This window comes from Streptomyces sp. NPDC014733, assembly GCF_043083385.1.
GTDB lineage: Bacteria > Actinomycetota > Actinomycetes > Streptomycetales > Streptomycetaceae > Streptomyces.
The window spans coordinates 47568-72930 of record NZ_JBIBYO010000021.1 but is presented as its reverse complement, the minus strand read 5'-3'; the positions used below and the strand labels follow the sequence as shown (position 1 = coordinate 72930).

General features: G+C 73.9%; 23 protein-coding genes. 9 read left to right on the top strand and 14 right to left on the bottom strand.

The features are described 5' to 3' along the window. Window positions 1–374: 374 nt before the first annotated feature. Entirely contained in the window at window positions 375–1370 is a 996-nt protein-coding gene (gene trpS / locus ACF1BH_RS29575) for a tryptophan--tRNA ligase (RefSeq protein ID WP_391647466.1), read from the top strand. Window positions 1371–1534: 164 nt separating this feature from the next. Here trpS and proC read toward each other — a convergent pair whose 3' ends face one another. Beyond that, window positions 1535–2344 (bottom strand): pyrroline-5-carboxylate reductase, encoded by an 810-nt coding sequence (proC, locus tag ACF1BH_RS29570; protein ID WP_391647464.1) that lies wholly within the window; start codon window positions 2342–2344, stop codon window positions 1535–1537. 534 nt (window positions 2345–2878) lie between these two features. Here proC and ACF1BH_RS29565 point away from each other — a divergent pair. Continuing rightward, on the top strand, window positions 2879–4327 hold the full coding sequence (locus ACF1BH_RS29565; RefSeq protein ID WP_391647463.1) for a M1 family metallopeptidase: 1449 nt from the start codon (window positions 2879–2881) through the stop codon (window positions 4325–4327). Window positions 4328–4636: 309 nt separating this feature from the next. Here ACF1BH_RS29565 and ACF1BH_RS29560 read toward each other — a convergent pair whose 3' ends face one another. Together ACF1BH_RS29560 and ACF1BH_RS29555 are read right to left on the bottom strand one after the other, a co-directional pair. Continuing rightward, complete coding sequence (locus ACF1BH_RS29560; RefSeq protein ID WP_391647462.1) at window positions 4637–5209, bottom strand: hypothetical protein; 573 nt, start codon at window positions 5207–5209, stop codon at window positions 4637–4639. A gap of 149 nt (window positions 5210–5358) precedes the next feature. Beyond that, the gene (locus ACF1BH_RS29555; protein WP_391647461.1) at window positions 5359–5667 is read right to left on the bottom strand and encodes an SH3 domain-containing protein; all 309 of its coding nucleotides are present in this window, start codon (window positions 5665–5667) and stop codon (window positions 5359–5361) included. A gap of 188 nt (window positions 5668–5855) precedes the next feature. Between ACF1BH_RS29555 and ACF1BH_RS29550 the strand changes: the two genes are divergently transcribed. Both ACF1BH_RS29550 and ACF1BH_RS29545 read left to right on the top strand, forming a co-directional pair. Then, window positions 5856–8273: a PQQ-binding-like beta-propeller repeat protein gene (locus ACF1BH_RS29550; protein ID WP_391647460.1), complete on the top strand. Its 2418-nt coding sequence runs from the start codon at window positions 5856–5858 to the stop codon at window positions 8271–8273. A gap of 173 nt (window positions 8274–8446) precedes the next feature. Beyond that, window positions 8447–9391, top strand: coding sequence for a DUF4352 domain-containing protein (locus ACF1BH_RS29545; protein WP_391647459.1), 945 nt, complete (start codon window positions 8447–8449; stop codon window positions 9389–9391). Window positions 9392–9513: 122 nt separating this feature from the next. Here the strand turns inward: ACF1BH_RS29545 and ACF1BH_RS29540 are convergent, their stop codons facing one another. From ACF1BH_RS29540 to ACF1BH_RS29530, 3 genes are all read right to left on the bottom strand, one after another. Beyond that, window positions 9514–10185, bottom strand: coding sequence for a hydrolase (locus tag ACF1BH_RS29540; RefSeq protein ID WP_391647458.1), 672 nt, complete (start codon window positions 10183–10185; stop codon window positions 9514–9516). Window positions 10186–10491: 306 nt separating this feature from the next. Next, a complete protein-coding gene (locus tag ACF1BH_RS29535) occupies window positions 10492–10827 on the bottom strand; it encodes a GNAT family N-acetyltransferase (RefSeq protein ID WP_391647457.1) in 336 nt (111 codons plus the stop codon). Between the two features lie 96 nt (window positions 10828–10923). Continuing rightward, entirely contained in the window at window positions 10924–11928 is a 1005-nt protein-coding gene (locus ACF1BH_RS29530) for a pirin family protein (RefSeq protein ID WP_391647456.1), read from the bottom strand. 112 nt (window positions 11929–12040) lie between these two features. On the opposite strand from ACF1BH_RS29530, the gene ACF1BH_RS29525 reads away from it, so the two are divergent. Together ACF1BH_RS29525 and ACF1BH_RS29520 are read left to right on the top strand one after the other, a co-directional pair. Then, window positions 12041–12538 carry a carboxymuconolactone decarboxylase family protein gene (locus ACF1BH_RS29525; protein ID WP_391647455.1) on the top strand — a complete coding sequence of 166 codons (498 nt, stop codon included), beginning with the start codon at window positions 12041–12043 and terminating at the stop codon, window positions 12536–12538. A 172-nt stretch (window positions 12539–12710) separates the two neighbouring features. After that, a complete protein-coding gene (locus ACF1BH_RS29520) occupies window positions 12711–13637 on the top strand; it encodes an MBL fold metallo-hydrolase (protein ID WP_391647454.1) in 927 nt (308 codons plus the stop codon). Between the two features lie 193 nt (window positions 13638–13830). On the opposite strand, the gene cseC is transcribed toward ACF1BH_RS29520, so the two are convergent. The 5 genes from cseC to ACF1BH_RS29495 all read right to left on the bottom strand — a co-directional run bounded on the left by cseC (window position 13831) and on the right by ACF1BH_RS29495 (window position 18566). Continuing rightward, on the bottom strand, window positions 13831–15132 hold the full coding sequence (cseC, locus tag ACF1BH_RS29515; protein ID WP_391647453.1) for a two-component system sensor histidine kinase CseC: 1302 nt from the start codon (window positions 15130–15132) through the stop codon (window positions 13831–13833). An 8-nt stretch (window positions 15133–15140) separates the two neighbouring features. Further along, a complete protein-coding gene (cseB, locus tag ACF1BH_RS29510) occupies window positions 15141–15857 on the bottom strand; it encodes a two-component system response regulator CseB (protein WP_391647451.1) in 717 nt (238 codons plus the stop codon). A gap of 9 nt (window positions 15858–15866) precedes the next feature. Continuing rightward, entirely contained in the window at window positions 15867–16508 is a 642-nt protein-coding gene (locus ACF1BH_RS29505; RefSeq protein ID WP_391647449.1) for a hypothetical protein, read from the bottom strand. Between the two features lie 85 nt (window positions 16509–16593). Then, window positions 16594–17199 (bottom strand): SigE family RNA polymerase sigma factor, encoded by a 606-nt coding sequence (locus ACF1BH_RS29500; RefSeq protein ID WP_386460620.1) that lies wholly within the window; start codon window positions 17197–17199, stop codon window positions 16594–16596. A gap of 404 nt (window positions 17200–17603) precedes the next feature. After that, window positions 17604–18566 carry an A/G-specific adenine glycosylase gene (locus ACF1BH_RS29495; protein WP_391647447.1) on the bottom strand — a complete coding sequence of 321 codons (963 nt, stop codon included), beginning with the start codon at window positions 18564–18566 and terminating at the stop codon, window positions 17604–17606. A 333-nt stretch (window positions 18567–18899) separates the two neighbouring features. On the opposite strand from ACF1BH_RS29495, the gene ACF1BH_RS29490 reads away from it, so the two are divergent. Then, window positions 18900–19415 (top strand): pyridoxamine 5'-phosphate oxidase, encoded by a 516-nt coding sequence (locus ACF1BH_RS29490; RefSeq protein WP_391647445.1) that lies wholly within the window; start codon window positions 18900–18902, stop codon window positions 19413–19415. Between the two features lie 89 nt (window positions 19416–19504). On the opposite strand, the gene ACF1BH_RS29485 is transcribed toward ACF1BH_RS29490, so the two are convergent. Next, window positions 19505–20113 (bottom strand): phosphatase PAP2 family protein, encoded by a 609-nt coding sequence (locus tag ACF1BH_RS29485; protein WP_391647443.1) that lies wholly within the window; start codon window positions 20111–20113, stop codon window positions 19505–19507. A gap of 411 nt (window positions 20114–20524) precedes the next feature. Between ACF1BH_RS29485 and ACF1BH_RS29480 the strand changes: the two genes are divergently transcribed. Beyond that, entirely contained in the window at window positions 20525–21364 is an 840-nt protein-coding gene (locus ACF1BH_RS29480) for a hypothetical protein (RefSeq protein ID WP_391647440.1), read from the top strand. 221 nt (window positions 21365–21585) lie between these two features. Next, on the top strand, window positions 21586–22575 hold the full coding sequence (locus ACF1BH_RS29475) for an NAD-dependent epimerase/dehydratase family protein (protein WP_391647437.1): 990 nt from the start codon (window positions 21586–21588) through the stop codon (window positions 22573–22575). Between the two features lie 103 nt (window positions 22576–22678). Here the strand turns inward: ACF1BH_RS29475 and disA are convergent, their stop codons facing one another. After that, window positions 22679–23803 carry a DNA integrity scanning diadenylate cyclase DisA gene (gene disA, locus ACF1BH_RS29470; protein ID WP_030288727.1) on the bottom strand — a complete coding sequence of 375 codons (1125 nt, stop codon included), beginning with the start codon at window positions 23801–23803 and terminating at the stop codon, window positions 22679–22681. A 131-nt stretch (window positions 23804–23934) separates the two neighbouring features. Continuing rightward, on the bottom strand, window positions 23935–25347 hold the full coding sequence (gene radA / locus ACF1BH_RS29465) for a DNA repair protein RadA (RefSeq protein WP_345077337.1): 1413 nt from the start codon (window positions 25345–25347) through the stop codon (window positions 23935–23937). Window positions 25348–25363 lie beyond the last annotated feature (16 nt).

Genomic DNA, 25363 nt, shown 5'->3' with positions numbered 1-25363 from the left:
CGGTGTGAAATTCGGGCATGCCGAAATTCGTCCCGGTGAGGAGTCGTGCAGTAGTGGTGTGCCGCGATGCGGCGGATGGCTGCCACAGAACCGTTACAGCTGTGTGGCAACTCGGGGAACAGTACACGAGGCCCCTGAGTGCTTCAAACCTGGGGCGGGCCCCGGATTTGCGGGGTAGCTTGGCTGCCATGACCCAGCATGCGCACGTACAGCAGTGGTGGCCCGCCTGACGGCGGCCGACCACAGCGCATGCACGACCACGGCCGCCGCCTCGGCGGCCGTTCGCGTTTCTTCCTCCCGCAGCCGGCCGTCGGGCCCGGCGCTCCGCGCGGCGCCGAACGGCGTCCGCGTACCGGACGGCAGGAGAGGACGACATGGCGAGGACGCGGATCTTCAGTGGTGTGAAGCCGACGGGGCATCTGACGCTGGGGAACTATCTCGGGGCACTGCGGCGGTGGGCCGAGGTCGATCAGCTCCGGGCGGACGCGCTGTTCTGCGTGGTGGATCTGCATGCGCTGACCGTGGCGCACGATCCGGCGCGGGTGCGGCGGCTGACCCGGCAGGCGGCGACGTTGTTGCTGGCCACGGGGTTGGATCCGGCGCGGTGCACGGTGTTCGTGCAGAGCCAGGTGGATGAGCACGCGCGGCTTTCGTACCTGATGGAGTGCACCGCATCGGACGGGGAGATGCGGCGGATGATCCAGTACAAGGAGAAGAAGGCACAGGGCGGCGCGGAGGTGCGGCTGTCGTTGCTGACGTATCCGGCGTTGATGGCGGCGGACATCCTGGCGTACGGGACGGATGAGGTTCCGGTGGGTGAGGACCAGGCGCAGCACGTGGAGCTGACGCGGGATCTGGCGGTGCGGTTCAACCAGCGGTACGGGCCGGTGTTCGTGGTGCCCCGGGCGACGCGGCCGCCGGTGGCCGCGCGGGTGAAGGACCTCCAGGAGCCCACGGCCAAGATGGGGAAGTCGCATGCGCGGACGGCTGGGATCGTCTATCTGCTGGACGAGGCGGAGACGGTACGCAAGAAGGTGGGCCGGGCGGTGACGGATACGTGTCCGGACGTCGCGTACGACCCGGTGGAGCGGCCCGGGGTGGCGAATCTGCTGGAGATTCTGGCGGCGTGCACAGGGGAGCGGCCCGAGGTGTTGGCCGGGTCGTACGACTCCTACGGGGCGTTGAAGAAGGACGTGGCGGAGGCGGTGGTGGAGCTGTTGCGGCCGGTGCGGGAGCGGCATGCGGAGCTGGCCGCGGATCCGGGGTACGTCGACGGTGTGCTGCGGGACGGGGCCGGGCGGGCGCGGGCGATGGCGCGGCCGCGGGTCGATGCGGCGTACCGGGCGGTGGGGTTGCTGCCGCCGGAGTGAGGGCGGGCTGTCCGTCCGCTGCTGCTGCGGGTGGCGCGGCTCCTGCCCGTAGGGCGCTTCCCCTACGGGCAGGGGTTCCCCTACGGGGCCGGGGTGAGGCCGTGGGCGGGTTTCCCCTACGGGGCACGGGCGGCCCGTAGGGGAATCCTTCGTGGCGGTGAGGGTCAGCCGTTGCCCGAGGCAAGTTCGCGGCTGCGGTCGCGGGCGGCTTCGAGGGCGGCGAGGAGGGCGGCGCGGACGCCGTGGTTCTCCAGTTCACGGATGGCGTTGATGGTGGTGCCGGCGGGCGAGGTGACGTTCTCGCGGAGTTTGACGGGGTGTTCGCCGCTGTCGCGGAGCATGACGGCGGCGCCGATCGCGGCCTGGACGATGAGGTCGTGCGCCTTGTCGCGGGGCAGGCCGAGGAGGATGCCGGCGTCGGTCATGGCCTCGACGAGGAAGTAGAAGTAGGCCGGGCCGGAGCCGGAGAGGGCGGTCGCGGCGTCCTGCTGGGACTCCGGGACGCGCAGGGTCTTGCCGACGCCCGCGAAGATCTCCTCGGCGCGGCGGAGGTGGTCGCCGGTGGCGTGGGTGCCCGCGGAGATGACGGACATGGCCTCGTCGACGAGGGCGGGGGTGTTGGTCATGACCCGGACGACCGGGGTGCCCGCGGCCAGCCGCTCCTCGAAGAAGGCGGTGGGGACGCCGGCGGCGCCGCTGATGACGAGGCGGTCGGCGGGGACGTGCGGGGCGAGTTCGGTCAGGAGGGCGCCCATGTCCTGCGGCTTGACTGTGAGGATCAGGGTGTCGGCGGCCGTGGCGGCCTCGGCGTTGGTGACCGCCTCGACGCCGTAGCGCTCGCGGAGTTGGGCGGCGCGCTCGGGGCGGCGGGCGGTGACCAGCAGGTCGGCGGGCGCCCAGCCGCCGCGGATCATGCCGCTGAGCAGGGCTTCGCCGATTTTTCCGGTGCCGAGTACGGCGACCTTCTGAGCCATGTTGCGCTTCACCTCGCCGGTGGTGGTGCCAGGGCGTGCTGCCGGTTTCCCGTCGTTGTGCCGTCGGTTCCCCATCGGGGCCCGGGGCCGGGCGGGCGGTGGTGGCACGTCCTGGGATTGCCTGATTGCGCGGCCATCCTCGCACTTGAGGAGGGGAGGGGGCGGGGGCGTTCCGGGGTGCGGACGGTGGGGCGAGGAGCGCGGCCTCTCCCCTGCCCTTACGTGGCGCTGGCCCTTACGGGCTCCTCGGGGTGCCGGGGCCGTCGCAGTCGTACCGGCCCTACCCCCTACGGGTCCTACGGGTCCGCGGCTCCCGCAGGCCGTTCGGAGTCAGGAGGTCTTTCGGGCCGCCCGCAGCTGTCCCCTTCGACGCCCCCTTCGGCGCCCCGTTTCGCGCCCCGCACCGGATCTCTCCCGTCCCGTATCCGAAAAATCCGTAAGGTCGAGGGTTCGTGATCACGGGTCCGGGCCCGGCGGAACGGCTGTTGCGGTTTCCGGGTGCCGGACCGTATTCGGTTCTACGTCTGGAGTGCTGTGAAGCGCCGGTCCCTTCGTTCCCGTCGTGCGGTCGGCGTTCCGTGCGCCGCGCTCGCCGCCGTTCTGCTGGTGTCGTCCTGTACGCAGGGGGCGGTGGCCAAGGGGTCGGTGGGGGCCGGTGGGGTGGGTGATCCGCTGTTTCCCTCGCTCGGGAACGGCGGGTACGACGTGCGGCACTACGGGCTGGATCTGGCGTACGACGTGGCGGACAAGCGGCTCGACGCGACGGCGCGGATCACGGCGAAGGCGACGCAGGACCTTCGCGCGTTCCGGCTCGATCTTCAGGGGCTGCGGGTCACCTCCGTAAGGGTCGACGGGGCCCCGGCCGGGTTCTCCCGTAAGGGGCACAAGCTGACGGTGCGTCCGGCGGAGGGGCTGCGGAAGGGCAGCACGTTCCGGACGACGGTGGCGTACGACGGGGTGCCGCAGGAGATGACGGATGCGGACGGGGCGTCGGAGGGGTGGGTGAAGACGGCGGACGGGGCGTTCGTCTCGGGGGAGCCGGCCGGGTCGATGACGTGGTTCCCGGGGAACAACCACCCGTCCGACAAGGCGGCGTACGACATCCGGATCACCGTGCCGCGCGGGTACACGGCGGTCGCGGGCGGGGAGCTGCGGTCGAGTGTCACCTCCGGGGGCCGGACGACGTTCGCGTGGCACTCCGGGGAGCCGATGGCGACGTATCTGGCGACGGCGACGATCGGGCGGTTCGATGTGCATCAGTCGCGGACGGCGGACGGGTTGCCGCTGTACGTCGCGGTGGACCCGAAGGAGGCGGCGGGCAGCCGGAAGGCGCTGGACCGGTTGCCGGAGGTGCTGGCCTGGTCACGGAAGCTGTTCGGGCCGTACCCGTTCGCGTCGGCGGGGGCGATCGTCGATCACACGCCGGAGCGGATCGACTGGGTGGCGCTGGAGACGCAGACGAAGCCGGTGTATGCGGGCGCACCCGATACCTCGACGGTGGTGCACGAGACGGCACATCAGTGGTTCGGGGACTCGGTGACGCCGCGGACCTGGGAGGACGCCTGGCTGAACGAGGGGTTCGCGCAGTACGCGGAGTGGTTGTGGGAGGCGCACGAGGGCGGGCGCACGCCCCAGGAGCGGTTCGATGCGCTGTATGCGCTGGAGGACGACGACGAGGACGAGGCGGACGGCGTTTCGTACGAGGAGCTGTGGGAGTTCCCGCCGGGGGATCCGGGGTCGGCGGAGAACGTGACGGGGACGCCGGTCTACGACCGGGGCGCGATGGTGCTCCAGCAGCTGCGGAACGCGGTCGGTGAGCGGGCGTTCTTCCGGATTCTGAAGGAGTGGCCGGCCGCGCACCGGCACGGGAACGCGGATTCCGAGGAGTTCATCGACTTCTGTCAGGAGCGGACGGAGGTGGATCTGACGGATCTGTTCGACGACTGGCTGTACGGGGAGGGGCGGCCGGACTGGGAGTACTGAGCGGTCCCGGAGGGGTGCGCACCCCAGGTGAGGCGGGTGCGCGCCGAGGGGAGCCCGGGGGCCGGCCCGCTCCCCGTTCAGCCGTCGGCGCGCCGGACGGGCGAGTGCGGGGCCCGTACGGGTCGGGGCGGGGCCGCGCCTGTCCCTTACGGGTGCGGGGGCCGGGCCGGTCTCCTCCCCTGCGGGCGGGCAGGGCTCCCGCCCTCGCCTCGTCCCCCGTACGCCTACGGGAGGCCCCTACGGGTCATGCGTACCGGCCGCGTCCCGGGCGGACGCCCGGCGTCACCTCCGCGGCGCGTCAGGTCCGTGTCAGGTCCGCTTCCCCTTGGGGGGCTTCGTGTGCTGTCCGTTCTTCGGGCGCTTCGCCGCCGGGTTGCCCGTGCGGGCCGTGCGGCGGCGTTCGTGGCGGGAGCGGGCGGCGGCGTACTCGGCGCGGTGCAGCTTCTCGCCGGGGGCCTCGATCAGGCTGCGGCAGAAGTAGGCGAGCAGCGAGCCGAGGAAGCCGATCAGCAGGAGGCTCTGTGCGGAGCGGTCGGCGGCGCTCGCCGAGGACGGGTCGGGGCGGCGGACGAACCCGTCCCAGGTGCGCCGGAACGCCAGCGCGCTGCAGACCGCGAAACCCGCGATGACCAGCACGGTCACCAGCGGGCCCACCTCACCGATCGCCAGGCCCTGGAACGCGAACCGCAGCACGACCGCACCGGCCAGGGTGGCCAGCAGCGAGCCGAGGGCGACGGCGGCGCGGCGCAGGGCGTAGCCGCGGTCGTGGTGGAGCCAGCAGGTGCCGAAGAAGCGGATCGGCTCCGGCTCGGGCCCGCCGCCGGCCGGGCCGGATCCGGGGCCGCGTTCCGGGCCGCCGGGGGTCGTCCGCTCGTCGCTCATACCTCGATTATCGCCGCCCGCCGGGGGCAGCGCGGAACCGCGGGCCCCCTGACGGACCGCGCCCGGAACGCCCCTGAGCCACCGGGCACGCGCCCCGTACGGGCCGTCGGCTCACCTCCCGTACGGGCGGCGGGCGCAGCGGCCGGGGATCACGACGTGCAGCGCGGCGCCACGAAGCCGCTGCTGCCCGTCCGTACGTAGCTGTCGGAGACATAGCCGCCGCCCCCGATCGCGTCCCAGATCTCGGAGACGCCCGTCGGGCCGGAGACGCGCTGGCCGTAGCGCTGGCAGCGGATCTGGACGTACGAGCCGGCCGGGAGCTGCCGGACGACCGGGGTGGTGGTGCTGGGGCCCTGGCGGACGTTGACGCGGTAGCCGGGGACCAGCGGGTAGGACGTGGCGGCGAGGGGCTCGATGTCGCCCGCCGTGGCACCCGAAAGACCCTGGATGTCGCTCATGGTGTACTCCCCCGTGGAGTGCGCGCGGTCGCGCGCGGTGGTGCGCCGTACCCGGGCGGGAGGCGCCTGTGCACCGGGCACGCTAGCAAGCCTCGTACGCCTCGTACGCGCCATCGACTAGGCTCCGCGCGTACCCCTGCGCCCTGTGGACGCGGGGTTCGGCACGGCGAAGGACACGGGGGTGGACGATGTCGCCGCTGCGGGATACCGGCGTGGAGCCGGAAGCGGAACATCCGGGATATGCGGGGCAGTACCGGCTGGAAGCACGGCTGGGCGCGGGCGGGATGGGCGAGGTGCACCTCGCCCGTTCGTCGTCGGGGCTGCCGCTCGCGGTCAAGGTCATCCATGCGGAGTTCGCGCAGGATCCGGAGTTCCGGGGGCGGTTCCGGCAGGAGGTGGCGGCCGCCCGGCGGGTCAGCGGGGCGTTCACCGCGCCGGTCGTGGACGCGGACCCGGACGCCGACCGGCCGTGGATGGCGACGCTGCACATCTCCGGGCCGACCCTCGCCGAGCAGGTGAAGCGGAACGGGCCGCTGCCGCCCTGTGAGGTGCGGGCGCTGGCCTGCGGCCTCGCCGAGGCACTGCGTGACATCCACCGCGCCGGGGTGGTGCACCGCGATCTGAAGCCGAGCAACGTCCTGTTGGCGGCGGACGGCCCGAAGGTCATCGACTTCGGGATCTCGCGGCCGGCCGACAGCGAGATGCGCACCGAGACCGGAAAACTCATCGGGACGCCGCCGTTCATGGCGCCCGAGCAGTTCCAGCGTCCGCGCGAGGTGGGCCCGCAGGCGGATGTCTTCGCGCTGGGGTCGGTGCTGGTGCATGCCGCGACGGGCCGGGGGCCGTTCGACTCGGACAGCCCGTACCTGGTCGCGTACCAGGTGGTGCACGACGAGGCCGATCTGGACGGGGTGCCGGAGGAGTTGACGCCGCTGATCGCCGCCTGTCTGGCGAAGGATCCGGCGGACCGGCCGACACCGCGCGCCCTGATGGACCGGCTGCGGACGGACCTGCCGACCGAGGTCCATCTCGACCTGTGGGAGCGGCTGGCCGAGGGCGGCCCGTCCGACACCCCGGTGGGGTTCGCGGTCGCGCCGCGCGTTCCGGGGCAGGCGGGGCCGCCGGACCGTTCACTCGTTCCGGGGAAGCGGGGGGCGCCGGGACAGGCACCCGTTCCGGGGTGGCCGGCCGCGGATGCGCCGTCCGCGGAGGTGACGCACGTACGGGATGCGCTGCGGGACGTGACGGAGGGGGAAGCGGGCGCCGGGCCGGAGGCCGCGGTTCAGGCCGGGACGGAGTCCGCCGCCGGGCCGGAGGCCGCGGTCCGCACCGGAACGGCAGCGGGTGCCGGTGCCCCGGCCCGCTCCCCGGGCGACGCCTCCGGGAAGGCCCGGCGTCCTCGCCGTCGGCTGCTCACCTGGGCCGCCGCCGCCCTCGCCACCACACTGACCGGCGGTTTCGTCATCGCCCACGCCGCGTCCGGCGGCGCGGCGCCGCACCGTCCCGCGCCCTCCCCCACCACCGCGTTCCACCCCTGGCGCACCACGTTGCTGCCGCGTCCCGCCGGGTACGAGGCCGAGATGCCGGCCTGTACGGCGGGGAGCGGCGGGGCCGTGTTCTGTGCGCAGCGCGGGGTGACCGCCGCGCGGATCGACCCGGCGACCGGCAAGGTCGTGTGGCGCCGCGCCGCGCCGCCGCCGGGGAGGACGGACACCGCGCCGCCCGCGCCGCAGCTCTCCGGCGGCCTGCTCTACGTCACCTCCGCCGACCGCACCGAGCTGAGCGCCCTCGACCCGTCCGCCGGCGGCCGGGGCCGCACCCGTTGGTCCACCGACCTCACCGCCTACCAGGGCGGCGCCGCCCTCGCCGGGAACACCGTTCTGCTGACCGCCGCCGACGGCACCGTCACCGCCCTCGACAGCGCCACCCACCGCACCCGCTGGCACCGCGCGTTCCCGGGGCACACGCTGCCCTCGTTCCGGGCGTACGGGGCCGACACCCGTACCGCGTACGCCGCCGAGAACAGCGCCGACGGCACCACCACGCAGGTCACCGCGATCGACCCGGCGTCCGGCGAGGTCCGCTGGCACGCGCGGCTGCCCGGCATGCTGACGGTCGCCGGAGCGGGCGCCTCCGGGGCGCTCTATCTCACCGCCGGCGAGCCGCGGTTCGTCTCCCGCACCACCGCCGTCGTCCGCTACGACCCGCACGCCCGGCGCAGCCGCCGGTTGCCGCTCGCCGCCCCGCTGGACGGTGTCCTCGCGACGGTGCGCGGCGAGACGGCGTATCTGCTGGCCGAGGGCGGTGCGCTCCAGGCCGTCGGGGCGCGGACGTGGGACGTCGAGACCTCCGTGGCGCGTGGCTCCACGCCCGTCGTCACGGCCGACGACCGGCTGTACTTCTCCTCCGCCGACGGCCGTCTCCTCGCCCTCGACGCCCGTAACGGCGACCTGACCGGCCAGACCCCGCCGCGCCTCAAGGCCACCCGTCACCACGGATTCCTGGAGACCGTGCCCGCGCCCGCGCCGCACGGCGACCGGGTCTACGGGGCGTCCCCGGACGGCACGGTCCTCGCCACGACGGCGAAGGACCCGGCCTCCTGGTGACCGGGGCGTCCCTCGTCGGTCCTCGGGCAACGCGCCGCGCGTGACCGCCGCGGCGCACATGACGGTGTGCCAGGAACGGACCCGGCGAGCGTCCGAAAAATAAGCAATGAACACGTAAAATCCACTGCTGTTGCCGAAAGTTCGCCCCTTTCTGATCGATACGAGGACTTCGCATGAGTGTGCCCGCTCCGCCCGGAGACCAGCAGCCCGACGGCAGACCCGGTGAGGTCCCCGACGGGGGACCCGAGGGGGCCGGGCGCGACCCCTGGGCCCCGCCGCCGCCCGGGGCGGAGCTTGCCGCCGGGGCGGAGCCCGCCGGGCAGGTGCCGTATCCGGTGGCAGCGCCGTGGGGCGCGCCGCAGCCCCGTAACGGCATGGGCATCAGCGCGCTGGTGCTCGGCGTCACCGGTGTCGTGCTCGCCCTCTTCGTCGTGCTGTTCTGGCTGGCGTGGCTGCCCGCGCTGCTGGCTCTGATATTCGGCGGCATCGGCGTCTCGCAGGCGCGCAAGGGCGTGGCGACGAACCGGGGGATGGCGCTGGCCGGTGTGTTCCTGGGCATCGTCGGGCTGCTGATCGCCGCGGCGAGCCTGGTCTTCACGGTGGTGGTCGTGGACAAGGCGGTCGACCGCGCGCGGGCCGAGGTCCAGGAGATCGAGAGCGCCGACAAGGCGTCAAAAAGGGAGCGGGAGAAGGCCGAGGCGGCGGCGGAGAAGGCCCGCCACCTGGCGTTCGGGGAGGCGTACACCTTCCCCGACGGGCTGAAGGTCACGGTCGGCAAGCCGGTGCCGTTCACGCCGGACGAGTTCGCCAACGGGCACGCCGAGGGCAACAAGGCCATCGAGGTCACCGTCACCGTGGTCAACACGGGCGACAAGCGGGTGCGGGTCGAGACCGGGCTGCCGGACGTCAGCGACGCGGACGGCGCGACGGCGGAGCTGGTGATCGACGGCAGCGGGCGGCAGAAGGTCATCGACGGCTACGTCCTGCCGGGGCGGACGATGGTCGGCAAGTACGCGTTCTCGCTGCCGCCGAAGGCCGCCGGGAAGGCGGAGGTCGAGTTCAGCCCGGACGCGATGACGCTGGACGACGCGTACTGGAGCGGGAGCCTGGGGCGCTGACGTCCCCCGGGGACGTATCCCGTAGGGGACATATCCCGTACGGGGCGTAGGACCGAACCCGGCCCGTAGGGGGCTCGTCCCCTACGGGCCGGGCCCGTTCCGCGGGAAGTGCGGGGGCGGGCTCAGCGGAAGAGGGTGCCGGTCTGCTCGCCGAGGGCCTGCTTGCGGCGGAAGTAGTCGTTGATGACCGTGCGGAAGAGGTCGGCCTCGGGGCGGGCCCAGTTGCGCATCAGCTCGCAGCCGAAGGCGAGCGAGGTGATCGGCCGGGCACCGGCCTGTGTCATCCGTTCGATCGCGGTGGCGTGGGTGACCGGGGAGACTCCGCCGACCGCGTCGATCACCGGGTAGATCTCGAAGCCCTCGCGGAGCATGTCCAGGGCGGGGAAGGCGAGGCAGACCTCGGTCCACAGCCCGGCCATGACGATCTTCCGGCGGCCGGTCGCCCGGATGGCGGCGCGGAAGTCGGCGTCCTCCCAGGAGTTGACCCCGGTGCGGTCGATCTCCGGGACGCCGGGCAGCTCCGCGGTCAGCTCGGGAACCGTGGATTTGTTGACGCCCATCCCGACGGCGACGGTGCTCAGCACGGTCGGGATCTCGTAGGCGCGGGCCAGCTTGGCCAGGGTGACGGCGCCGAGATCGATCTCCTCGCGGCTCGTCGAGCCGATGGTGGCGTACTGGCCCTCCTGGTAGTCGATGAGGACGACGGCGCAGTTGTCCGGGGTGAGCAGATGGTCGGCGACCGGATCCCGGACCGGCTCGGGGTCCGTCTTGGCGTGCGCGGCATCGGCGGTCATCGGTGTCCCCCTTTCCTCCCCCAGCCTCTCAGGGATCGGGCGCACCCGCTCGGAGGGCAGCTGCTCGCCCGGCCACGGGCGGGTGGCCGCAAACCGTGGCCCGTCAGCCCTTGGCCCCGTCGGGCCGGACGAACTCGTCGCCGGGGTAGCCGGCTCCGCCGGGTACCAGGCGGCGAAGAACGGCTTCAGGTCCTGACCGGAACGGTGTTCGACGAGGTCCGCGTCCCGGAACTTCTCCTCCGGGCCCATCGCAGACAGGCGGGGATGGCCTCCTCCACGGCGCCGTCGGGGGTTCGGGCGCGCCCCTCAGCCGAGCTGCTCCCGCAGCCAGCGGCGGACGGCCGGGTCCACCGGGTCGGTGACGTCGGCGGCCTCCGGGTGCTTGCCGATGTACGCGGCCCAGTACGGGCAGACGGGAACGACCCGCCTCCCGTCGGCGCGCACCTCTGCCAGCGCCTCGGTGACCAGCGTCGATGCCAGGCCCCGGCCGGCGAAGCGGTCGTCGATCTCCGTGTGGAAGAAGACCCGCTGCGCGCCCCGGTCCCGGTAGGAGGTGAAGCCGGCCGGCTCACCGTCCACGGTGATGACGTAGCGGTTCTCGGTGCCGCGGTGTTCCACGACGGGGGTGGCGGAGGATGCCATGGCGCTGTCTCCTTGCCTTGCGGTGACGCCTTGGGCCGGTGGTGCCCCGGGCGGTGGTCTCTTCGGACGGTGGTGCGGTCGGCGCGGTGGTGCGGTTCAGCGCGAGGGTGCGGCTCGGCGCGGTGCCGGGTTGCCGCGCGGCTTGAGGGAGGAGTGCGGCAGCGCGGGGGCCGGCAGGCGCTCCCCGGGGTAGCCGTGGACGGTGCCGAAGCGGGCGGCGCCGCGCTCCCACTCCTCGCGCGCCGCGACGATGTCCTCGTGGCCGCGGCCGATGAAGTTCCACCACATGACGATCTCCTCGCCGAACGGCGGGCCGCCCAGCAGCAGGAGTCGCGCGGGGACGTTCCCGGCGTTGGTGAGGGTCAGCGTGCGGGTCCCGGGGGCGAGGTAGCCCAGCTCCCCGCGGGGCACCGGGGTCTCCGCCACCCGCACGTCCCCCTGGTCGACGAGGACGCCGTGCTCGAAGCCGGGGTCGACGGTCAGGGTGACGCTCGCCGACGGGTCGACGGCCACCTCGGCGCCGAGCAGCGGGGTGCAGGTCGGCACCGGCGAGGTCTGCCCGGCGAGCGTGCCGAGGAAGACCCGGACCCGGCCGCCGCGGAGCGGGACGAGGTCGGGGACGTGGTGCCGGAAGTCGCGTGCGGTGTGCCGGTCCTGCTCGGGCAGCGCGATCCACAGCTGGACGCCGTGCAGCACCGTGGTCTGCGGGGTGGAGACCTCGGAGTGGCTGATGCCCCACCCGGCGGTCATCAGGTTCAGCTCGCCCGGCCGTACGAAGGCGTGGCTGCCGAGGCTGTCGCGGTGCTCGATCTCGCCGCTGAACAGCCAGCTCGCGGTCTGGAGCCCGGTGTGCGGGTGCGGGGCGACGTCCATGCCGCCGGTGGCGGCGACATCGTCGGGCCCGTAGTGGTCGACGAAGCACCAGGCGCCGATCAGCGTCCGGTCGCGCTGCGGGAGGGTGCGCCGTACCGTCATCGCCCGCGGGCCCCCGAGGGGCACCGGGCGCGCCGGCAGCACCTGCACCCGCGGTCCGTCCGCGGCGTCCCCGCCCGGCAGTGAGGTCGTGCGCGGTGCGGTCGGCGCCGGATTGCCGTTGCTCATTTTCTGCCCCTCCTTGGTTTCCCACCCCCATGATGGTTGAATACTAAACTACTCGCAAGATCGCCACGCGGTCACACGGCCGCATGCCAGGGAGGGCGTAGCAGTGAACGACGTGACCACCACAGAGGTACCGGACCGCCGGGTCTACATCGACAAGCAGTCCCCCGAGACGTACCGGGCCTTCCGGCGCGCCGCTCAGGCGGCCCACGCGGACGCCGTCGCGGCCGGTCTCGACACCGTCCTGCTGGAACTGATCAATGTGCGCGTCTCCCAGATCAACGGCTGCGCCTACTGCCTGAACGCACACACCCGGGCGGCGCTGTACGCAGGCGAGTCCCCGCAGCGCCTCGGCACGCTGCCGGCCTGGCGCGACACGGAGCTGTTCACCCCGCGGGAGCGCGCGGGGCTGGCCCTGGCCGAGGCGACGACGCAGCCCGCGGACGCCGCAGCACAGGAGTCGGCGTACGCGGCCGCCCGCGAGGTGTTCACCGACGCCGAGATCTCCGCCGCGATCTGGGCGGCGATCACGATCAACGCCTTCAACCGGGTCTCCGTCCTCAGCAAGCACCCCGTACGCCCGGCCGCCGTGCCGCGTCCCGCGGAGGGGTGACCGCACCCCCTCCCCTGCGGCCCCGAAGGCTCTGCCCGTACGGGACGCACCCGTAAGGGCAGAGCCGTAAAGGGTGAACCCGTGGCGGTAACCCGTAGGGGCGGGGCACCCGTTGAGGGGCTGTCGGCCCTGCCCCGGTCTCTCCATACTGGCGGCGACGACAGGAGAGACCATGGCATCCACTGTCCCGAGCCCCTACTCCAGCGCCGTCCACTGGCCCGTGGGGGAGGCGACCCTGACGGCCCTCAGCGACGGGTTCTTCGCCGCCGATCTGGCGACCGTCCTGCCCCGCTTCGACATCGGGGAGGCGGCACGCCTCCAGAAGGCGTCGCACCGGCCGCAGTGCGCCGCCCTCACCCACACCATGTATCTGCTCCGCGGGCCGGAACACGGACCCGCGCTGATCGACGCGGGCATGGGACACGGCTGGGGCCCCACGCTGGGACATCTGCCGCATGCGCTGGCCGGGACCGGCGTACGGCCCGAGGAGATCGAGACCGTTCTGCTCACCCATCTCCACCTGGACCACGCCGGCGGGCTCGTCACCGCCGGCGGCGACCCGCTCTTCCCGCACGCCGACGTCGTCCTCTCCGCCGAGGAGCTGGCGTACTGGCTGCCGGACGGCGTCGGCGCACCGGTGCCGGAGCCCGCCGAGGGGCTGCCGCCGTGGGCACCGGAGATCACCCGCGCCGGTGCGGCACGCGCCCTGGCGCCGTACCGGGACCGGATCCGGACGTTCACCGGCGAACGCCCCGTCCTGCCCGGCCTCACCGCGTTCCCGCTGCCCGGCCACACACCGGGCCACTGCGGCTACCGGCTCACCGGCGGCGGCCGGACCGTCCTCCTCGTCGGCGATCTGCTGCACCTGCCGGCCGTCCAGGCGCCGCGCCCCGACGCCACCGTCGTCTTCGACGTGGACGCCCCGGCCGCGGCCCGCACCCGGGAGGCGGTGCTGCGCGGCGCGGCGGCGGACGGCGCGCTGCTCGCGGGCGCGCACACGGAGTACCCGGGGCTGGGCCGGGTGGAACGGCACGGCAGGGGGTACCGCCTCGTGCCCGAGCTGTGGATCAGCGCGATGGTGGCGGAGGCGGGACCGTAAGGGAGGGCCCGGGAGCGTAGGGGAACGGGGACCCGTAGGGGCTCACTGTCGGCGCCTGTGCCGGGCATTCCAAAATTTTGGAATGCCCGGAGGCCCCGTAAGGGACGGCAGGAACCCGTAAGGGGGCTCCTGTCCGTAAGGGACGGAAGCCCCTACGGACAGGAGCCCTCTTACGGGGCCGTGCCCCGGTCCCTCACCGTTCCGGCAGATGGATCACCGGAAAGCTGCCGGTGGCCGTCGGGGCGTTCTCCGGGAGCCAGAGGATGGCGACGGCGCCGGTCGAGCCGTCGCCCAGTTCATCGGCGTTGCGGAAGGTCAGACGCGCACCGAGAACCCGGGCCTGACCTGCGGCGATGGTCAGGCCGAGGCCGTGGCCGCGGCCGGCGCGGTCGCTGCTGCCGGTACGGAAACGGCTCGGGCCCTCCTTGAGCAGCGCCTCCGGGAACCCCTTGCCGTGGTCGCGGACGCGCACGACGCGGCCCTCGACCGTGACGTCGATCGGCGGTTTGCCGTGCCGGGCGGCGTTGGCGATGAGATTGCCGAGAATGCGTTCCAGGCGGCGCGGGTCGGTGGTGACCTCCGCGTCCCGGACGATCTCGACCCCCACATCGGCGTTGAGGGTACGCACCCGGCGGGCGACGAACTCGCCGAGCGCCACGTCCTGCAACTCGGCGCGCTCCGCGTAACCGTCGAGGCGCGCCACCTCCAGCACGTCCTCGACGAGGGTGCGCAGCACCTGCGCCCGGTCGCGTACCAGCTCCGAGGGGCGGCCCGGGGGCAGCAGCTCGGCGGCGGTGAGCAGGCCGGTGACGGGGGTGCGCAGTTCGTGGGCGATGTCGGCGGTGACCCGGCGCTCCGCCTCGATGCGCTGCTGGAGCGCGTCGTTCATCGCGTCGACCGCCCAGGCCAGATCGTCCGTCTCGTCCCGGATGCGGCCGCCGACCGCGTCCCGGATACGGACCGAGGTGTCGCCGTCGGCGAGCTTCCCGGCGGCCGCCGCGGCCTTCCGCAGCCGCTGCGAGAGGCGGCCGCCGACCAGGACGCCCAGCGCGCAGCCGCCGACGACGACCGCGGTCGAGCCGACGACCAGCGCCTGGTCGAGATCGTCGAGGACCTTGAAACGGTCGTAGTAGCGGCCGTGCATCGACAGGACCCGGCCGCCGCCGAGCGGGGAGGCGGCCCACACCTCGGGGGCGGCCTCCCCGTTGTCCTGGAGGTAGGTGGCGCGGGTGTTGGTGAGGACTTCCTTGCGCAGCTCCGCGGGGATCGCCGGGTCGTCGATCTTGGCGCTGAACAGCAGCTGACCGGTCGACTCGTAGATCCGCTGGGTGGAGTTCAGCCGCTCGATCTGGACGTCCCGGCTGTTGTCGAGCATCGAGGCGCGCGCCGCGTTGTGCACGACGAGGCTCAGCGCGACCGCCACCAGCGCGCCGACCAGCGCGATGGCGGCGCTGAGCTTCCATCTCAGCCCCGTCCGCAGGGGGAGCCTCAACACCTGGCGCGTCAGCCTCTCAGCTTGTAGCCGAAGCCGCGGACCGTCTCGATGCGGTCCTGTCCGATCTTGCCGCGCAGCCGCTGGACGTGGACATCGACGACGCGGGTGTCGCCGCCCCAGCCGTAGTCCCACACCCGCTCCAGCAGGCGGTCGCGGGTCAGGACGGTGCCGGGGGCGTCGGAGAACTCCAGCAGCAGACGCATCTCGGTCGGCGTCAGCGCGACCGGCTCGCCGCCCTTGCGGACCTCCATGCCCTCGGTGTCGACCTCCAGGTCCCCGAAGCGGAGTATCGCCTCGACGGGCCCGGCGTCGGCGCCGGACGCCTGGCCTCCGCTGCGCGCGTCGGGGCCGCTGGCGTGCCCGAAGCGGCGCAGCACGGCGCGGATGCGGGCGACGAGGACGGCGCCGTCGAACGGCTTGGTGACGTAGTCGTCGGCGCCGGCTTCCAGGCCGAGGACGACGTCGATGGAGTCGGCACGCGCGGACAGCATGATCACGGGGACGGTGGACTCGTCCCGGATGCGGCGGCAGAGGCTGACGCCGTCCAGGCCCGGGACCATCACGTCGAGGAGCGCGATGTCCGGCCGGTCGGCACGGAACGCCTCCAGACCGGCGAGGCCGTCGGGCATCGCCGTGACGACGAATCCGTCACGCTCCAGGGCGAGTTGGGTGGCCTCGCGGATGACGTCGTCGTCCTCGACGAAGAGCACATGGGTGTCGGCCATGCCGTTGTCTCAACCCTCCGATGTGTCGTCGTCTCCGGGCCCGGGGCCGTCGACGGTGGTCTTGCTGTAGTCCGTGTGGTAGCGGTCCAGCTCCGTGAAACGGTCGTGGGACCAGTGGTAGGTGGTCACGTCCTCACCGGACGGGCAGCACACCTTGTCTCCGGTGCCGTAGGTCTGCTTGGAGACCTCCAGGTCCCCCTTGTTGACCCCGGCGGAGACGGACGGCTGCTCATCGCTGAACACGTTGTCATACCCGCCGCCGCCCGCGGCGCTCTTGCGGTAGACGTAGGCGCCGATACCGATGGAATCCGCGCAGGTCATGACGTTGACGATAACGTCGGGGGCCTTGCTGCCGGTGACTGAGGCGTACGTCACCTCGATCGGGTACGCGTCCGCGACGCAGGGCTTGGCGAGGGTCCGCTTCACCTCGCCGCTGACCTTCGCGTCGCCCTTCAGCAGCGCCACCGCGTCGACCTTCTTCAGGGACGCTCCGGTGGTGGGCGTGGGGTCGGTGGAGGGGGCGTGGCCGGGGGCCGGGGCGGTGCTGGTCGGCGTGCCCTCGCTGCGGACGCCCTCACTGCCGGGGTGACAGCCGGCGAGCAGCAGACCGAGCGCGGCCACCCCCGCCGTGGCCGCGCCGCCTGTGGTCAACCCGCCCGTGGTCAACCTGTTCCTGGTCAATCCGCTCCTGCTCACCGCGCTGTTCGCACAGCCGCCGTTCCTGCTGCCGTACCGGTCAGGCCGCGCACCGGTCCCGCTCCGTCTCGCCGCGCTCCAGCATGCGCGCGTCGATGTCACGGTCGGCCAGCTCCTGGCGGAGCCGGGCCAGGGCCCGGTGCAGCGTGCTCTTGACGGTACCTGTCGACATGCCGAGCGCGGCAGCCGTCTCCTCGGTGCTCATCTGCTCCCAGTGTCGCAGCACGACGACGCTGCGCTGCTTGGGTGCGAGCACCCCGAGGATGTCCATGAGGAGGGCGCGGTCGGCGCGCTGCTCGGTGCCGTCGTCGACGCTGGCGTCGGGCAGCTGTTCGGTGGGCACCTCCTCCAGCTTCCGCGCCCGCCACCACTCGGTACGGGTGTTGATCATGACGCGGCGGAGGTAGGCGTCGGCCAGCGACTTGTCCGCGATGCCGTCCCAGCGGCCGTAGGTGCGCACCAGCGCCGTCTGCAGGAGGTCCTGGGCGTCCACGGGGTCCGGCACCAGCCTCCGGGCGCTGCGCAGCAGGGCCTCCTGCCGCGTCCGTACGTACTCCTCGAAGTCCAGTACCTTGCCGCCGCTGGTCGCCATCCCGACGCCTCCGCTCCGCTTGCGATTCCCCACGTTGACCGTGCCGGTGGTCATCTCCGGCACGAGGAGGACGCTACGGAGGGGGTGTTGCGGCGCAATGTGCGTCGGCACCACAGGCAGTGCACGGAAATCCGTCGGTTGTGTAACAGCGGGCCGGGGGTCCTACCAGGGACGGACGGCGGGTCCGAATTGCGTCATCCTCCCGACGGACGGGGGCCTCCGGAGGGACGAACGGGCCGGGACGGCGGGGTGCGGGCCGTGGCGCGGTACCTGCGTCGGCCGGGGCCCGGCGGCCGTCCCCGGAACGGTGCGGGGCCGCCCCCGGAACGTCGGACGGGCGTGCCCGGAGCGGCCTCCCGGGAACGTCGGACGGGCGTGCCCGGAGCGGCCTCCCGGGAACGGCGGAGGGACGCGCCCCGGGACGCGTCCCTCCGTGCGGCGACCGGATCAGGCGGCCGTCAGGTGCGCGGCAGGCGGTAGCGGCCGCCGGGCAGCGGTTCGACCAGACCGTCGGAGACCAGGCCGTCCAGCGCGCGGGCCCGCTGCACCGGCTCGTCCCACACCGCGTCCAGCGCCGCCTGCGGCACCGGCGCCAGCGCCTCGCGCAGCACGGCGAGGAGCTTGCCGCGGACCTGCCGGTCGGTGCCGGCGTACGTCTGGGTGCGGCGGGCCGGGCCCTCGTGGGGCGGGGACCCTGCCAGCTTCCAGGCGCACCGGGCGGCGATCGGGCAGCGCCCGCACTCCGGGCCGCGCGCCGTGCACACCAGCGCGCCCAGCTCCATCGTGGCCGCCGCCCACTTCGCGGCGATCCGCTCGTCGTCCGGCAGCAGCGCCCGCGCCAGCTTCCGCTCGGCGGCGGTGGTGGCGTTCGGCGGGAACTGGCGACCGGTGACGGCGCGGGCGAAGACCCGCCGCACGTTGGTGTCCAGCACCGCGTGCCGCTGCCCGTACGCGAAGGAGGCGACGGCGGCGGCGGTGTACTCACCGACCCCGGGCAGCGCCAGCAGCTGGCCGTGCTCGCGCGGGACGTCCCCGCCGTGGCGTTCCTGTATGGCCAGCGCCGCGGCGTGCAGGCGCAGGGCCCGGCGCGGGTAGCCGAGCCGGCCCCAGGCACGGACCGCCTCGCCGGGCGCCTCGGCGGCCAGGTCGGCGGGGCGCGGCCAGCGGGCCAGCCACTGTTCGTAGACCGGCAGCACGCGGCTGACCGGCGTCTGCTGGAGCATGAACTCGCTGACCATCACGCCCCAGGCGCCCGCCTCGGGGCGGCGCCAGGGCAGGTCGCGGGCGTGTGCGTCGAACCAGTCGGTGACGGGGGCGTGGAGCTGGGACCCGTCGGACCCCTCCGAGGCCGGTACGGCGGCGGAGGGCAGGGAGGCGGCGGAGGGCGGGACCGTGGGGGTGGTGGCGGGGATGGAAGTCATGGCCCGACGATCCTGGCACGGGCGCACCCGCCCGGGAAACGCGCCGGGCCCGCACCACCGCACGCCCACCCGCACGCGGGAGGCTCGGTACGTACGGGTGGCGGCTTACCGGGGGTAGGGGCTGTCGCCGGACCGGGGCACGGGACCGTTTGCCGGGTACGGCCCCTGGGGGCGGCGGCCCGGCCGCGAAGGCTCCGGCCGTCCGGCGAGGGCGGCTCCCCCAGGGGCGCGCCCCCGCCCGCGGGCGGTGCGCCCGGGGCGGCAGAGTGGAGGGGCGGGCGGCGGCGCACCGCCGCCCGGCAGGTGCGGTACCAGGATCAGGAGACGGCGACGATGACCACGTACGAGGCGGACGGGCCCGAGGGCGGCGCGCCCGGGGGCGGCGGGGCGGCCGGGGACTGCCCGGCCGGGATCCGGCAGGCGCTGGCCGCCCATACGACGCTGACGCTCGCGTACACGGACGACGACGGTCCGCAGGCGTGCGCGGTGCTCTACGCGCCGGGCGGGGACGCCGCCACGCCCCTGCTGTACTTCGTCACCGCGCACTCCACCCGGCACGGGCGGGCGCTGGCCCGGCCCGGCGCCCGGGTGGCGTTCACGGCGCAGCGTGACGGCCAGGAGTGGAGCGGGCTCACCGGGCTCCAGGGGCGGGGCGGGTGCCGGGAGCTGACCGGCGCCGCGCGGGCGGCGGGCTGGGCCGCGTACACCGGACGGTTCCCGTTCGTCGCCGGGGACGCGCGGCTGCGGGCGGCCCTGGAACGGACCGCGCTGTGGGAGCTGCGCCCCGACTGGCTGCGTCTGATCGACAACGGCCGGGGCTTCGGCCACAAACAGGAGTGGCGGGCGTAGGGGCGCCCCTACGGCCCGCGACACAGGAGTGGCGGCCCCAGGGCCCGTAGCCCTGTGCCGCCACTCGGGGCGCTCCCCCGTTCCGCCGGTCAGCCGGCCGCGTGCGACCCCCGGCGCGCCTCGACCAGCGGCTTCAGCGGCCCGGTGCGCAACTTGACCACCAGCGCGGTCATCGGACCGGTCAGCGACAGCACACAGACCGCCGCGATCACGGCGCCGAAGAGCAGCCCGGCGGCGACGTCGTGCGGGTAGTGCACGCCGACGAAGACCCGGGAGAAGCCGGTCAGCAACGCCACCGGCACCGCCAGCCAGGCCGCCGCCCGCCAGGCGAGGAAGATCCCGACGGCGAGGGAGGCGGCGATCACCGAGTGGTTGCTCGGGAAGGACCAGTCCCCCTCGGGCGGACAGGTGGCGATCGACGCGGCGGCGAGCGCCACCGCCCGGCACGGCCGCTCCTCCTGGACGAAGCTCTTGAGGATCTCGCTCAGGAGGTAGGCGACGGCTGTGCCCACCGGCACCAGCACGGCCAGCGCGACCGCACGCGGTTCGAGGCGCCGCGCCCGCCACCAGCCGAGGACGGCCACCGCCATCAGGAGCAGGATCCCGCCTTCGGTACCGGCGTCGGCGAAGGAATGGACCCACCCAGGGGTGCCGTGCGCGAAGTCGGTGACATCGCGATAGAGGTCGGTGCTGTTCATGAGGGCAGACGGTACGTAATGCCGGGCCCTTAGCGCATCTGGCGTACAGCTCCGGGACCCTCCGGCCAACGCGGGGCGCCCGTTCGGTGACCGTTCGGGAACGGCGCGGGACGGGCGGCCGCGGCGGACGCCGGACGGTGCGGGGCGCGGTCCGTCCCGGGCACGGGCGGGCCCCGATACGGGGGCGGCCCCCTGGAACGGCAGGGGAGCGCCCGGGGAACGCCCTGGCCACGCCCCTGGAACGGCCCCGGCGGCGGCCCGGCGGACCGCCCGCGGCACGTCCTGGGACCGCCTCCGGCGGCGTCCCGGTCCCGCTTCCCGCCCCGCCGCCGGAACGATCATGAGAAAAGTTGCCGTTTCGTGCGGCGGGTACTGGCCGGTGCCGGGGGTGATCTCTCGTAGAGTTTCCGCGTGGGATCTCTGCGCAATCCGATCGGTCCGCTCCCCTCCTCCATCTACTGGCGGCGGAGAGCCGTTGCGCTGGGCATCTTCGCGCTGCTCGCCCTCCTGGTGGTGTGGATCCTCAACTGGGGCGGCGGCAAGGGCCCCACCGACAACGAGGGCAAGGGCGCCGCGGGCCACGGCCCGGCCGACGCCATCACCCCGGGCCCGTCCTCCACCGGCCCTGCGATCAGTCAGAAGCCGGGCGGCCGCGACGAGTCGGGCGCCGGTGGCGGAAGCGGCGGCGACGGTGCGGGTGGCTCGGGGTCGGATTCCGGCTCGGGCGCCGGCTCCGGGGGCTCCGGTTCGGGCGGCTCGGGCGCCGATGACGCGGGCTCAGGCGGCTCCGGCAAGGGCCCGATCGGCACGGGCACCGGCGGCGCGCCGGTGGCGGCCGGTTCCTCGCTGCCGAACTGCTCCGGCGACAGCGTCGAGTTGACGCTGCGCAGCGTCAAGGACTCCTACCACCCCGGTACGAAGCCCGAGTTCGAGCTGACCGTCAAGAACACCGGTGGCGGCGACTGCAAGGTCGACCTCGGCGCCAAGGCCGCGGTGCTGACCATCACCGACACCACCGCCGACGACCCGGTATGGGCCTCCGACGACTGCCCCAAGAGCGCCACCGCCGCCCTGATGAAGATCCCCGCGCACGCCGCCGTCACCCGCACCGTCACCTGGGACCGCCGGGCCGGCGGCCCCGGGTGCGCCACCCCGAGCGCCGCCTCCGTACCCGCCGGCAAGTACCGCGTCGAGGCCGCCGTCCCGGGCCTCACCGCGGTGCACACGGAGTTCACGCTCGCCAAGGACTGACCCGCCACGGGACGGCCGGGCCGCTGCCCCGGCCGTCCCGCCCGCGCCTCCCGTCTCCCGCGTTCCAGCCTCTGACCTGCGCGTTCCAGGTCCCGTTCGGCGTTCACCGCGGCCCGCCCGTCCCCTCTCGGACGTCCCTGCTCCGCTTGTTCCGCCCACAGAGGATTCGCTGAGAGCATGCGCCCCTGGTGGGGCACGGCGCTGCGGGGCACAGTCGCCGCATGAAGCTTCTGATGCTGGGTGGGACCGAGTTCGTCGGCCGGTCGGTCGTCGAGGAGGCGCTGAGCCGGGGCTGGGAGGTGACGGTCTTCCATCGCGGGCGTTCCGCGCCGCCCACGGGGGTGGAGGTGCGGATCGGCGACCGGAACGTCCCGGGCGGGCTCGCCGCACTGGAGAACGGCAGCTGGGACGCGGCCGTCGACACCTGGAAGGGGGCGCCGGCCGCCGCCCGGGACGTCGCGCGGCTGCTGTCGGGCCGCGTCGGGCGCCATCTCTACGTCTCCTCGCGCTCGGTCCACCCCTTCCCGTCCGCCGCCGGACTCGACGAGAGCGGCCCGGTGGTCGACGGCTCCCCCGACGACACCTCCGCCGACGACTACGCACGCGCCAAGCGGGGCGCCGAGCTGGCGGTCCAGGAGGCGTTCGGCGACCGGGCGGTGCTGGCCCGCGCCGGTCTGGTGCTCGGGCCGTACGAGAACGTCGGGCGGCTGCCGTGGTGGCTGGGCCGCATCGCCCGGGGCGGGCCGGTCCTCGCCCCCGGGCCGCGTGAGCTGCCGCTCCAGTACATCGACGCCCGTGACCTCGCCGTATGGGCGCTGGACGCGCTGCGCGACGGGATCCCCGGCGGGGCGTACAACCTCGTCAGCCCGACCGGTCACGCCACGATGGGGGAACTCCTCGACGCCTGCGTCCGGGTGACGGGCTCGGACGCCGAACTGCGCTGGGCCGATCCGGACGCGGTGACGGCTGCCGGGATCGAGCCGTGGACGGAGCTGCCGGTGTGGCTGCCGCCGGGCGAGCCGCACGACACGCTGCACCGCGGCGATGTGTCGAAGGCGCTGGCCACCGGTTTGCGGTGCCGTCCGGTGGCAGAGACGGTCGCCGACACCTGGGAGTGGCTGCGGTCGATCGGAGGCGCCGTCCCGGAGCGACCGGGGCGGCCCGCGCCGGGGCTGTCCCCCGAGAAGGAGGCGGCCTTCTGGGCTAAGTGACGGGCGGCCGGACGGGCCGCCGCGTGTGACAGCAGCCGGGCGGACGAGCGGAAGCCCGTACGCCCGGCCGGTCACCTGGGCGCGGGCTCCGGGCCCGCGCCCGTCAGACGTACCGTTCGAGGATCGACGACTCGGCGAGGCGGGAGAGGCCCTCGCGGACCGAGCGGGCGCGGGCCTCGCCGACGCCGTCCACCGCCTGGAGGTCGTCGACGCTGGCGGCCAGCAGCTTCTGGAGGCCGCCGAAGTGGTCGACGAGGCGGTCGATGACCGCGCCGGGCAGCCGCGGCACCTTCGCCAGCAGCCGGAAGCCGCGCGGCGAGACGGCGGAGTCCAGCGTCTCCGGCGAGCCGCTGTACCCCAACGCGCGGGCGACGGTCGGCAGTTCCAGCAGCTCGGTGTGGGTGAGCGCGTCCAGCTCCGCGAGCGCCTCGGGGACGGTGCGGGAGCGCTTGGCGGTCGGCTCGGGGACGTAGTCGCGGGCGACCAGCTCGCGCTCCGGCTCGACACCGGCGATCAGCTCGTCCAGCTGGAGCGTCAGGAGGCGGCCGTCGGTGCCCAGTTCGACGACGTACTCGGCGATCTCGGTGGCGATCCGGCGGACCATCTCCAGGCGCTGGGCGACGGCGGAGACGTCCCGGACCGTCACCAGGTCCTCGATCTCCAGGGCGGAGAGGGTGCCGGCGACCTCGTCGAGACGGAGTTTGTACCGCTCCAGCGTCGCCAGCGCCTGGTTGGCGCGGGAGAGGATCGCCGCCGACTCCTCCAGGACGCGCCGCTCCCCGTCGACATACAGGGCGATCAGCCGCATCGACTGGCTCACCGAGACGACGGGGAAACCCGCCTGGATGGAGACGCGCTGCGCGGTGCGGTGGCGGGTGCCGGTCTCCTCGGTGGGGATGGAGGCGTCCGGCACCAGCTGCACCCCGGCGCGCAAGATCTTGCTGATGTCCTTGTCGAGCACGAGCGCGCCGTCCAGCTTGCACAGTTCGCGCAGGCGGGTGGCGGTGAACTCGACGTCCAGCACGAAGCCGCCGGTGCACATCGACTCGACGGTCTTGTCGAAGCCGAGGACGATCAGTCCGCCGGTGTTGCCGCGCAGGATGCGTTCGAGTCCGTCACGCAGGGCCGTACCGGGGGCGACCGCGCTCAGCGAGGCGCGCATCAGGGCGTCGGTACCGGAACCCCCGCCGGACCTGCCGGGAGACGATGCCCGGTCGTTGGCTGCCACTGCACTCCTCCGTCGCAAGGTCTGTCGGTCCGCAGCCGCCCGGCCCCTGCCGTGGTGTCCTGCGGCGTACCAGGGAGCGTACGTGTCCCGGCGGCGGGACTGCGGAGGGGCGGGCGGGACCGGGGCAGAGTCTACCGGCGGACCTCCTCCTCCTGCGGGGCCGCTCGCCGGGGCCGCTTGGGCAACACCCGCAGCGCCTCACCGACGTCGGCGACCTCCAGGACCCGCATACCGTCGGGGATCTTGCCCGGATCGGACGGCACCAGCGCGTGGGTGAAGCCGAGCCGCGCCGCCTCCGCGAGCCGCCGTTGGACGCCGGTGACCCGGCGGACCTCACCGGCGAGCCCGACCTCCCCGATGGCGACGAGGTTCTTCGGCAGCGGGGTGTCGCTCGCGGCGCTGGCCAGGGCGAGCGCCACCGCGAGGTCGGCGGCGGGCTCGGTGAGCTTCACCCCGCCGACGGTGGCGCTGTAGATGTCGCGCTTGCCCAGGGCGCTGATGCGGCCGCGCTGTTCGAGGACGGCGAGCATCATCGAGACGCGGGAGGTCTCCAGGCCGGAGGTGGTCCGCCGCGGTGAGGGGATCTGCGAGTCGACGGTGAGCGCCTGGACTTCGGCGACGAGCGGGCGGCGGCCCTCCAGGGTGACGGTGAGGCAGGTGCCGGGCACCGGCTCGGCGCGGCGGGTCAGGAAGAGGCCGGAGGGGTCGGCGAGCCCGGTGATGCCCTCGTCGTGCAGCTCGAAGCAGCCGACCTCGTCGGTGGTGCCGTAGCGGTTCTTGACGCCGCGGACCAGCCGCAGCCGGGCGTGCCGGTCGCCCTCGAACTGCAGGACCACGTCGACGAGATGCTCCAGCAGCCGCGGCCCCGCGATGGCGCCGTCCTTGGTGACGTGGCCGACGAGGAGGGTGGCCATCCCGCGCTCCTTGGACGCGCGGATGAGGGCCCCGGCGACCTCGCGGACCTGCGCCATGCCGCCGGGGGCGCCGTCGATCTCCGGGGAGGCGACCGTCTGCACGGAGTCGAGGACCAGCAGCGACGGCTTGACGCTGTCGAGGTGGCCGAGGACGGCGGAGAGGTCGGTCTCGGCGGCCAGATAGAGGTCTTCGCTGAGCGCGCCGATGCGGTCGGCGCGCAGCCGGACCTGGCTCGCGGACTCCTCGCCGGTGACGTAGAGGGTGCGGTGCGCATCGGAGGCGGCCTTGGCGGCGACGTCCAGCAGGAGGGTGGACTTGCCGACGCCGGGCTCCCCGGCGAGCAGCACGACGGCGCCCGGGACGAGGCCGCCGCCGAGCACGCGGTCCAGCTCGGGCACCCCGGTGGAGCGGGCGGTGGCCCGGCGGCCGTCGACCTGGCCGATCGGGACGGCCGCGGTGGTGACCCGGCCGGGCGCGGTGGTGCGGACCGCCCCGGCGCCGCCGGTCTCCTCGACCGTGCCCCACGCCTGGCATTCGGGACAGCGCCCGAGCCACTTCACGGTGGTCCAGCCGCACTCGGTGCATCGGTAGGAGGGACGCTCCTTGGCCGACGTTTTACGGGTTGCCATGACGTCACCGTAACGG

Excerpts from the sequence above, each read along its gene's own strand:
- trpS (WP_391647466.1), top strand. The coding sequence starts at position 375 with ATGGCGAGGACGCGGATCTTCAGTGGTGTGAAGCCGACGGGGCATCTG.
- proC (WP_391647464.1), bottom strand. The coding sequence starts at position 2,344 with ATGGCTCAGAAGGTCGCCGTACTCGGCACCGGAAAAATCGGCGAAGCC.
- ACF1BH_RS29560 (WP_391647462.1), bottom strand. The coding sequence starts at position 5,209 with ATGAGCGACGAGCGGACGACCCCCGGCGGCCCGGAACGCGGCCCCGGA.
- ACF1BH_RS29555 (WP_391647461.1), bottom strand. The coding sequence starts at position 5,667 with ATGAGCGACATCCAGGGTCTTTCGGGTGCCACGGCGGGCGACATCGAG.
- ACF1BH_RS29550 (WP_391647460.1), top strand. The coding sequence starts at position 5,856 with ATGTCGCCGCTGCGGGATACCGGCGTGGAGCCGGAAGCGGAACATCCG.
- ACF1BH_RS29545 (WP_391647459.1), top strand. The coding sequence starts at position 8,447 with ATGAGTGTGCCCGCTCCGCCCGGAGACCAGCAGCCCGACGGCAGACCC.
- ACF1BH_RS29540 (WP_391647458.1), bottom strand. The coding sequence starts at position 10,185 with ATGACCGCCGATGCCGCGCACGCCAAGACGGACCCCGAGCCGGTCCGG.
- ACF1BH_RS29535 (WP_391647457.1), bottom strand. The coding sequence starts at position 10,827 with ATGGCATCCTCCGCCACCCCCGTCGTGGAACACCGCGGCACCGAGAAC.
- ACF1BH_RS29530 (WP_391647456.1), bottom strand. The coding sequence starts at position 11,928 with ATGAGCAACGGCAATCCGGCGCCGACCGCACCGCGCACGACCTCACTG.
- ACF1BH_RS29520 (WP_391647454.1), top strand. The coding sequence starts at position 12,711 with ATGGCATCCACTGTCCCGAGCCCCTACTCCAGCGCCGTCCACTGGCCC.
- cseB (WP_391647451.1), bottom strand. The coding sequence starts at position 15,857 with ATGGCCGACACCCATGTGCTCTTCGTCGAGGACGACGACGTCATCCGC.
- ACF1BH_RS29500 (WP_386460620.1), bottom strand. The coding sequence starts at position 17,199 with ATGACCACCGGCACGGTCAACGTGGGGAATCGCAAGCGGAGCGGAGGC.
- ACF1BH_RS29495 (WP_391647447.1), bottom strand. The coding sequence starts at position 18,566 with ATGACTTCCATCCCCGCCACCACCCCCACGGTCCCGCCCTCCGCCGCC.
- ACF1BH_RS29490 (WP_391647445.1), top strand. The coding sequence starts at position 18,900 with ATGACCACGTACGAGGCGGACGGGCCCGAGGGCGGCGCGCCCGGGGGC.
- ACF1BH_RS29485 (WP_391647443.1), bottom strand. The coding sequence starts at position 20,113 with ATGAACAGCACCGACCTCTATCGCGATGTCACCGACTTCGCGCACGGC.
- ACF1BH_RS29475 (WP_391647437.1), top strand. The coding sequence starts at position 21,586 with ATGAAGCTTCTGATGCTGGGTGGGACCGAGTTCGTCGGCCGGTCGGTC.
- radA (WP_345077337.1), bottom strand. The coding sequence starts at position 25,347 with ATGGCAACCCGTAAAACGTCGGCCAAGGAGCGTCCCTCCTACCGATGC.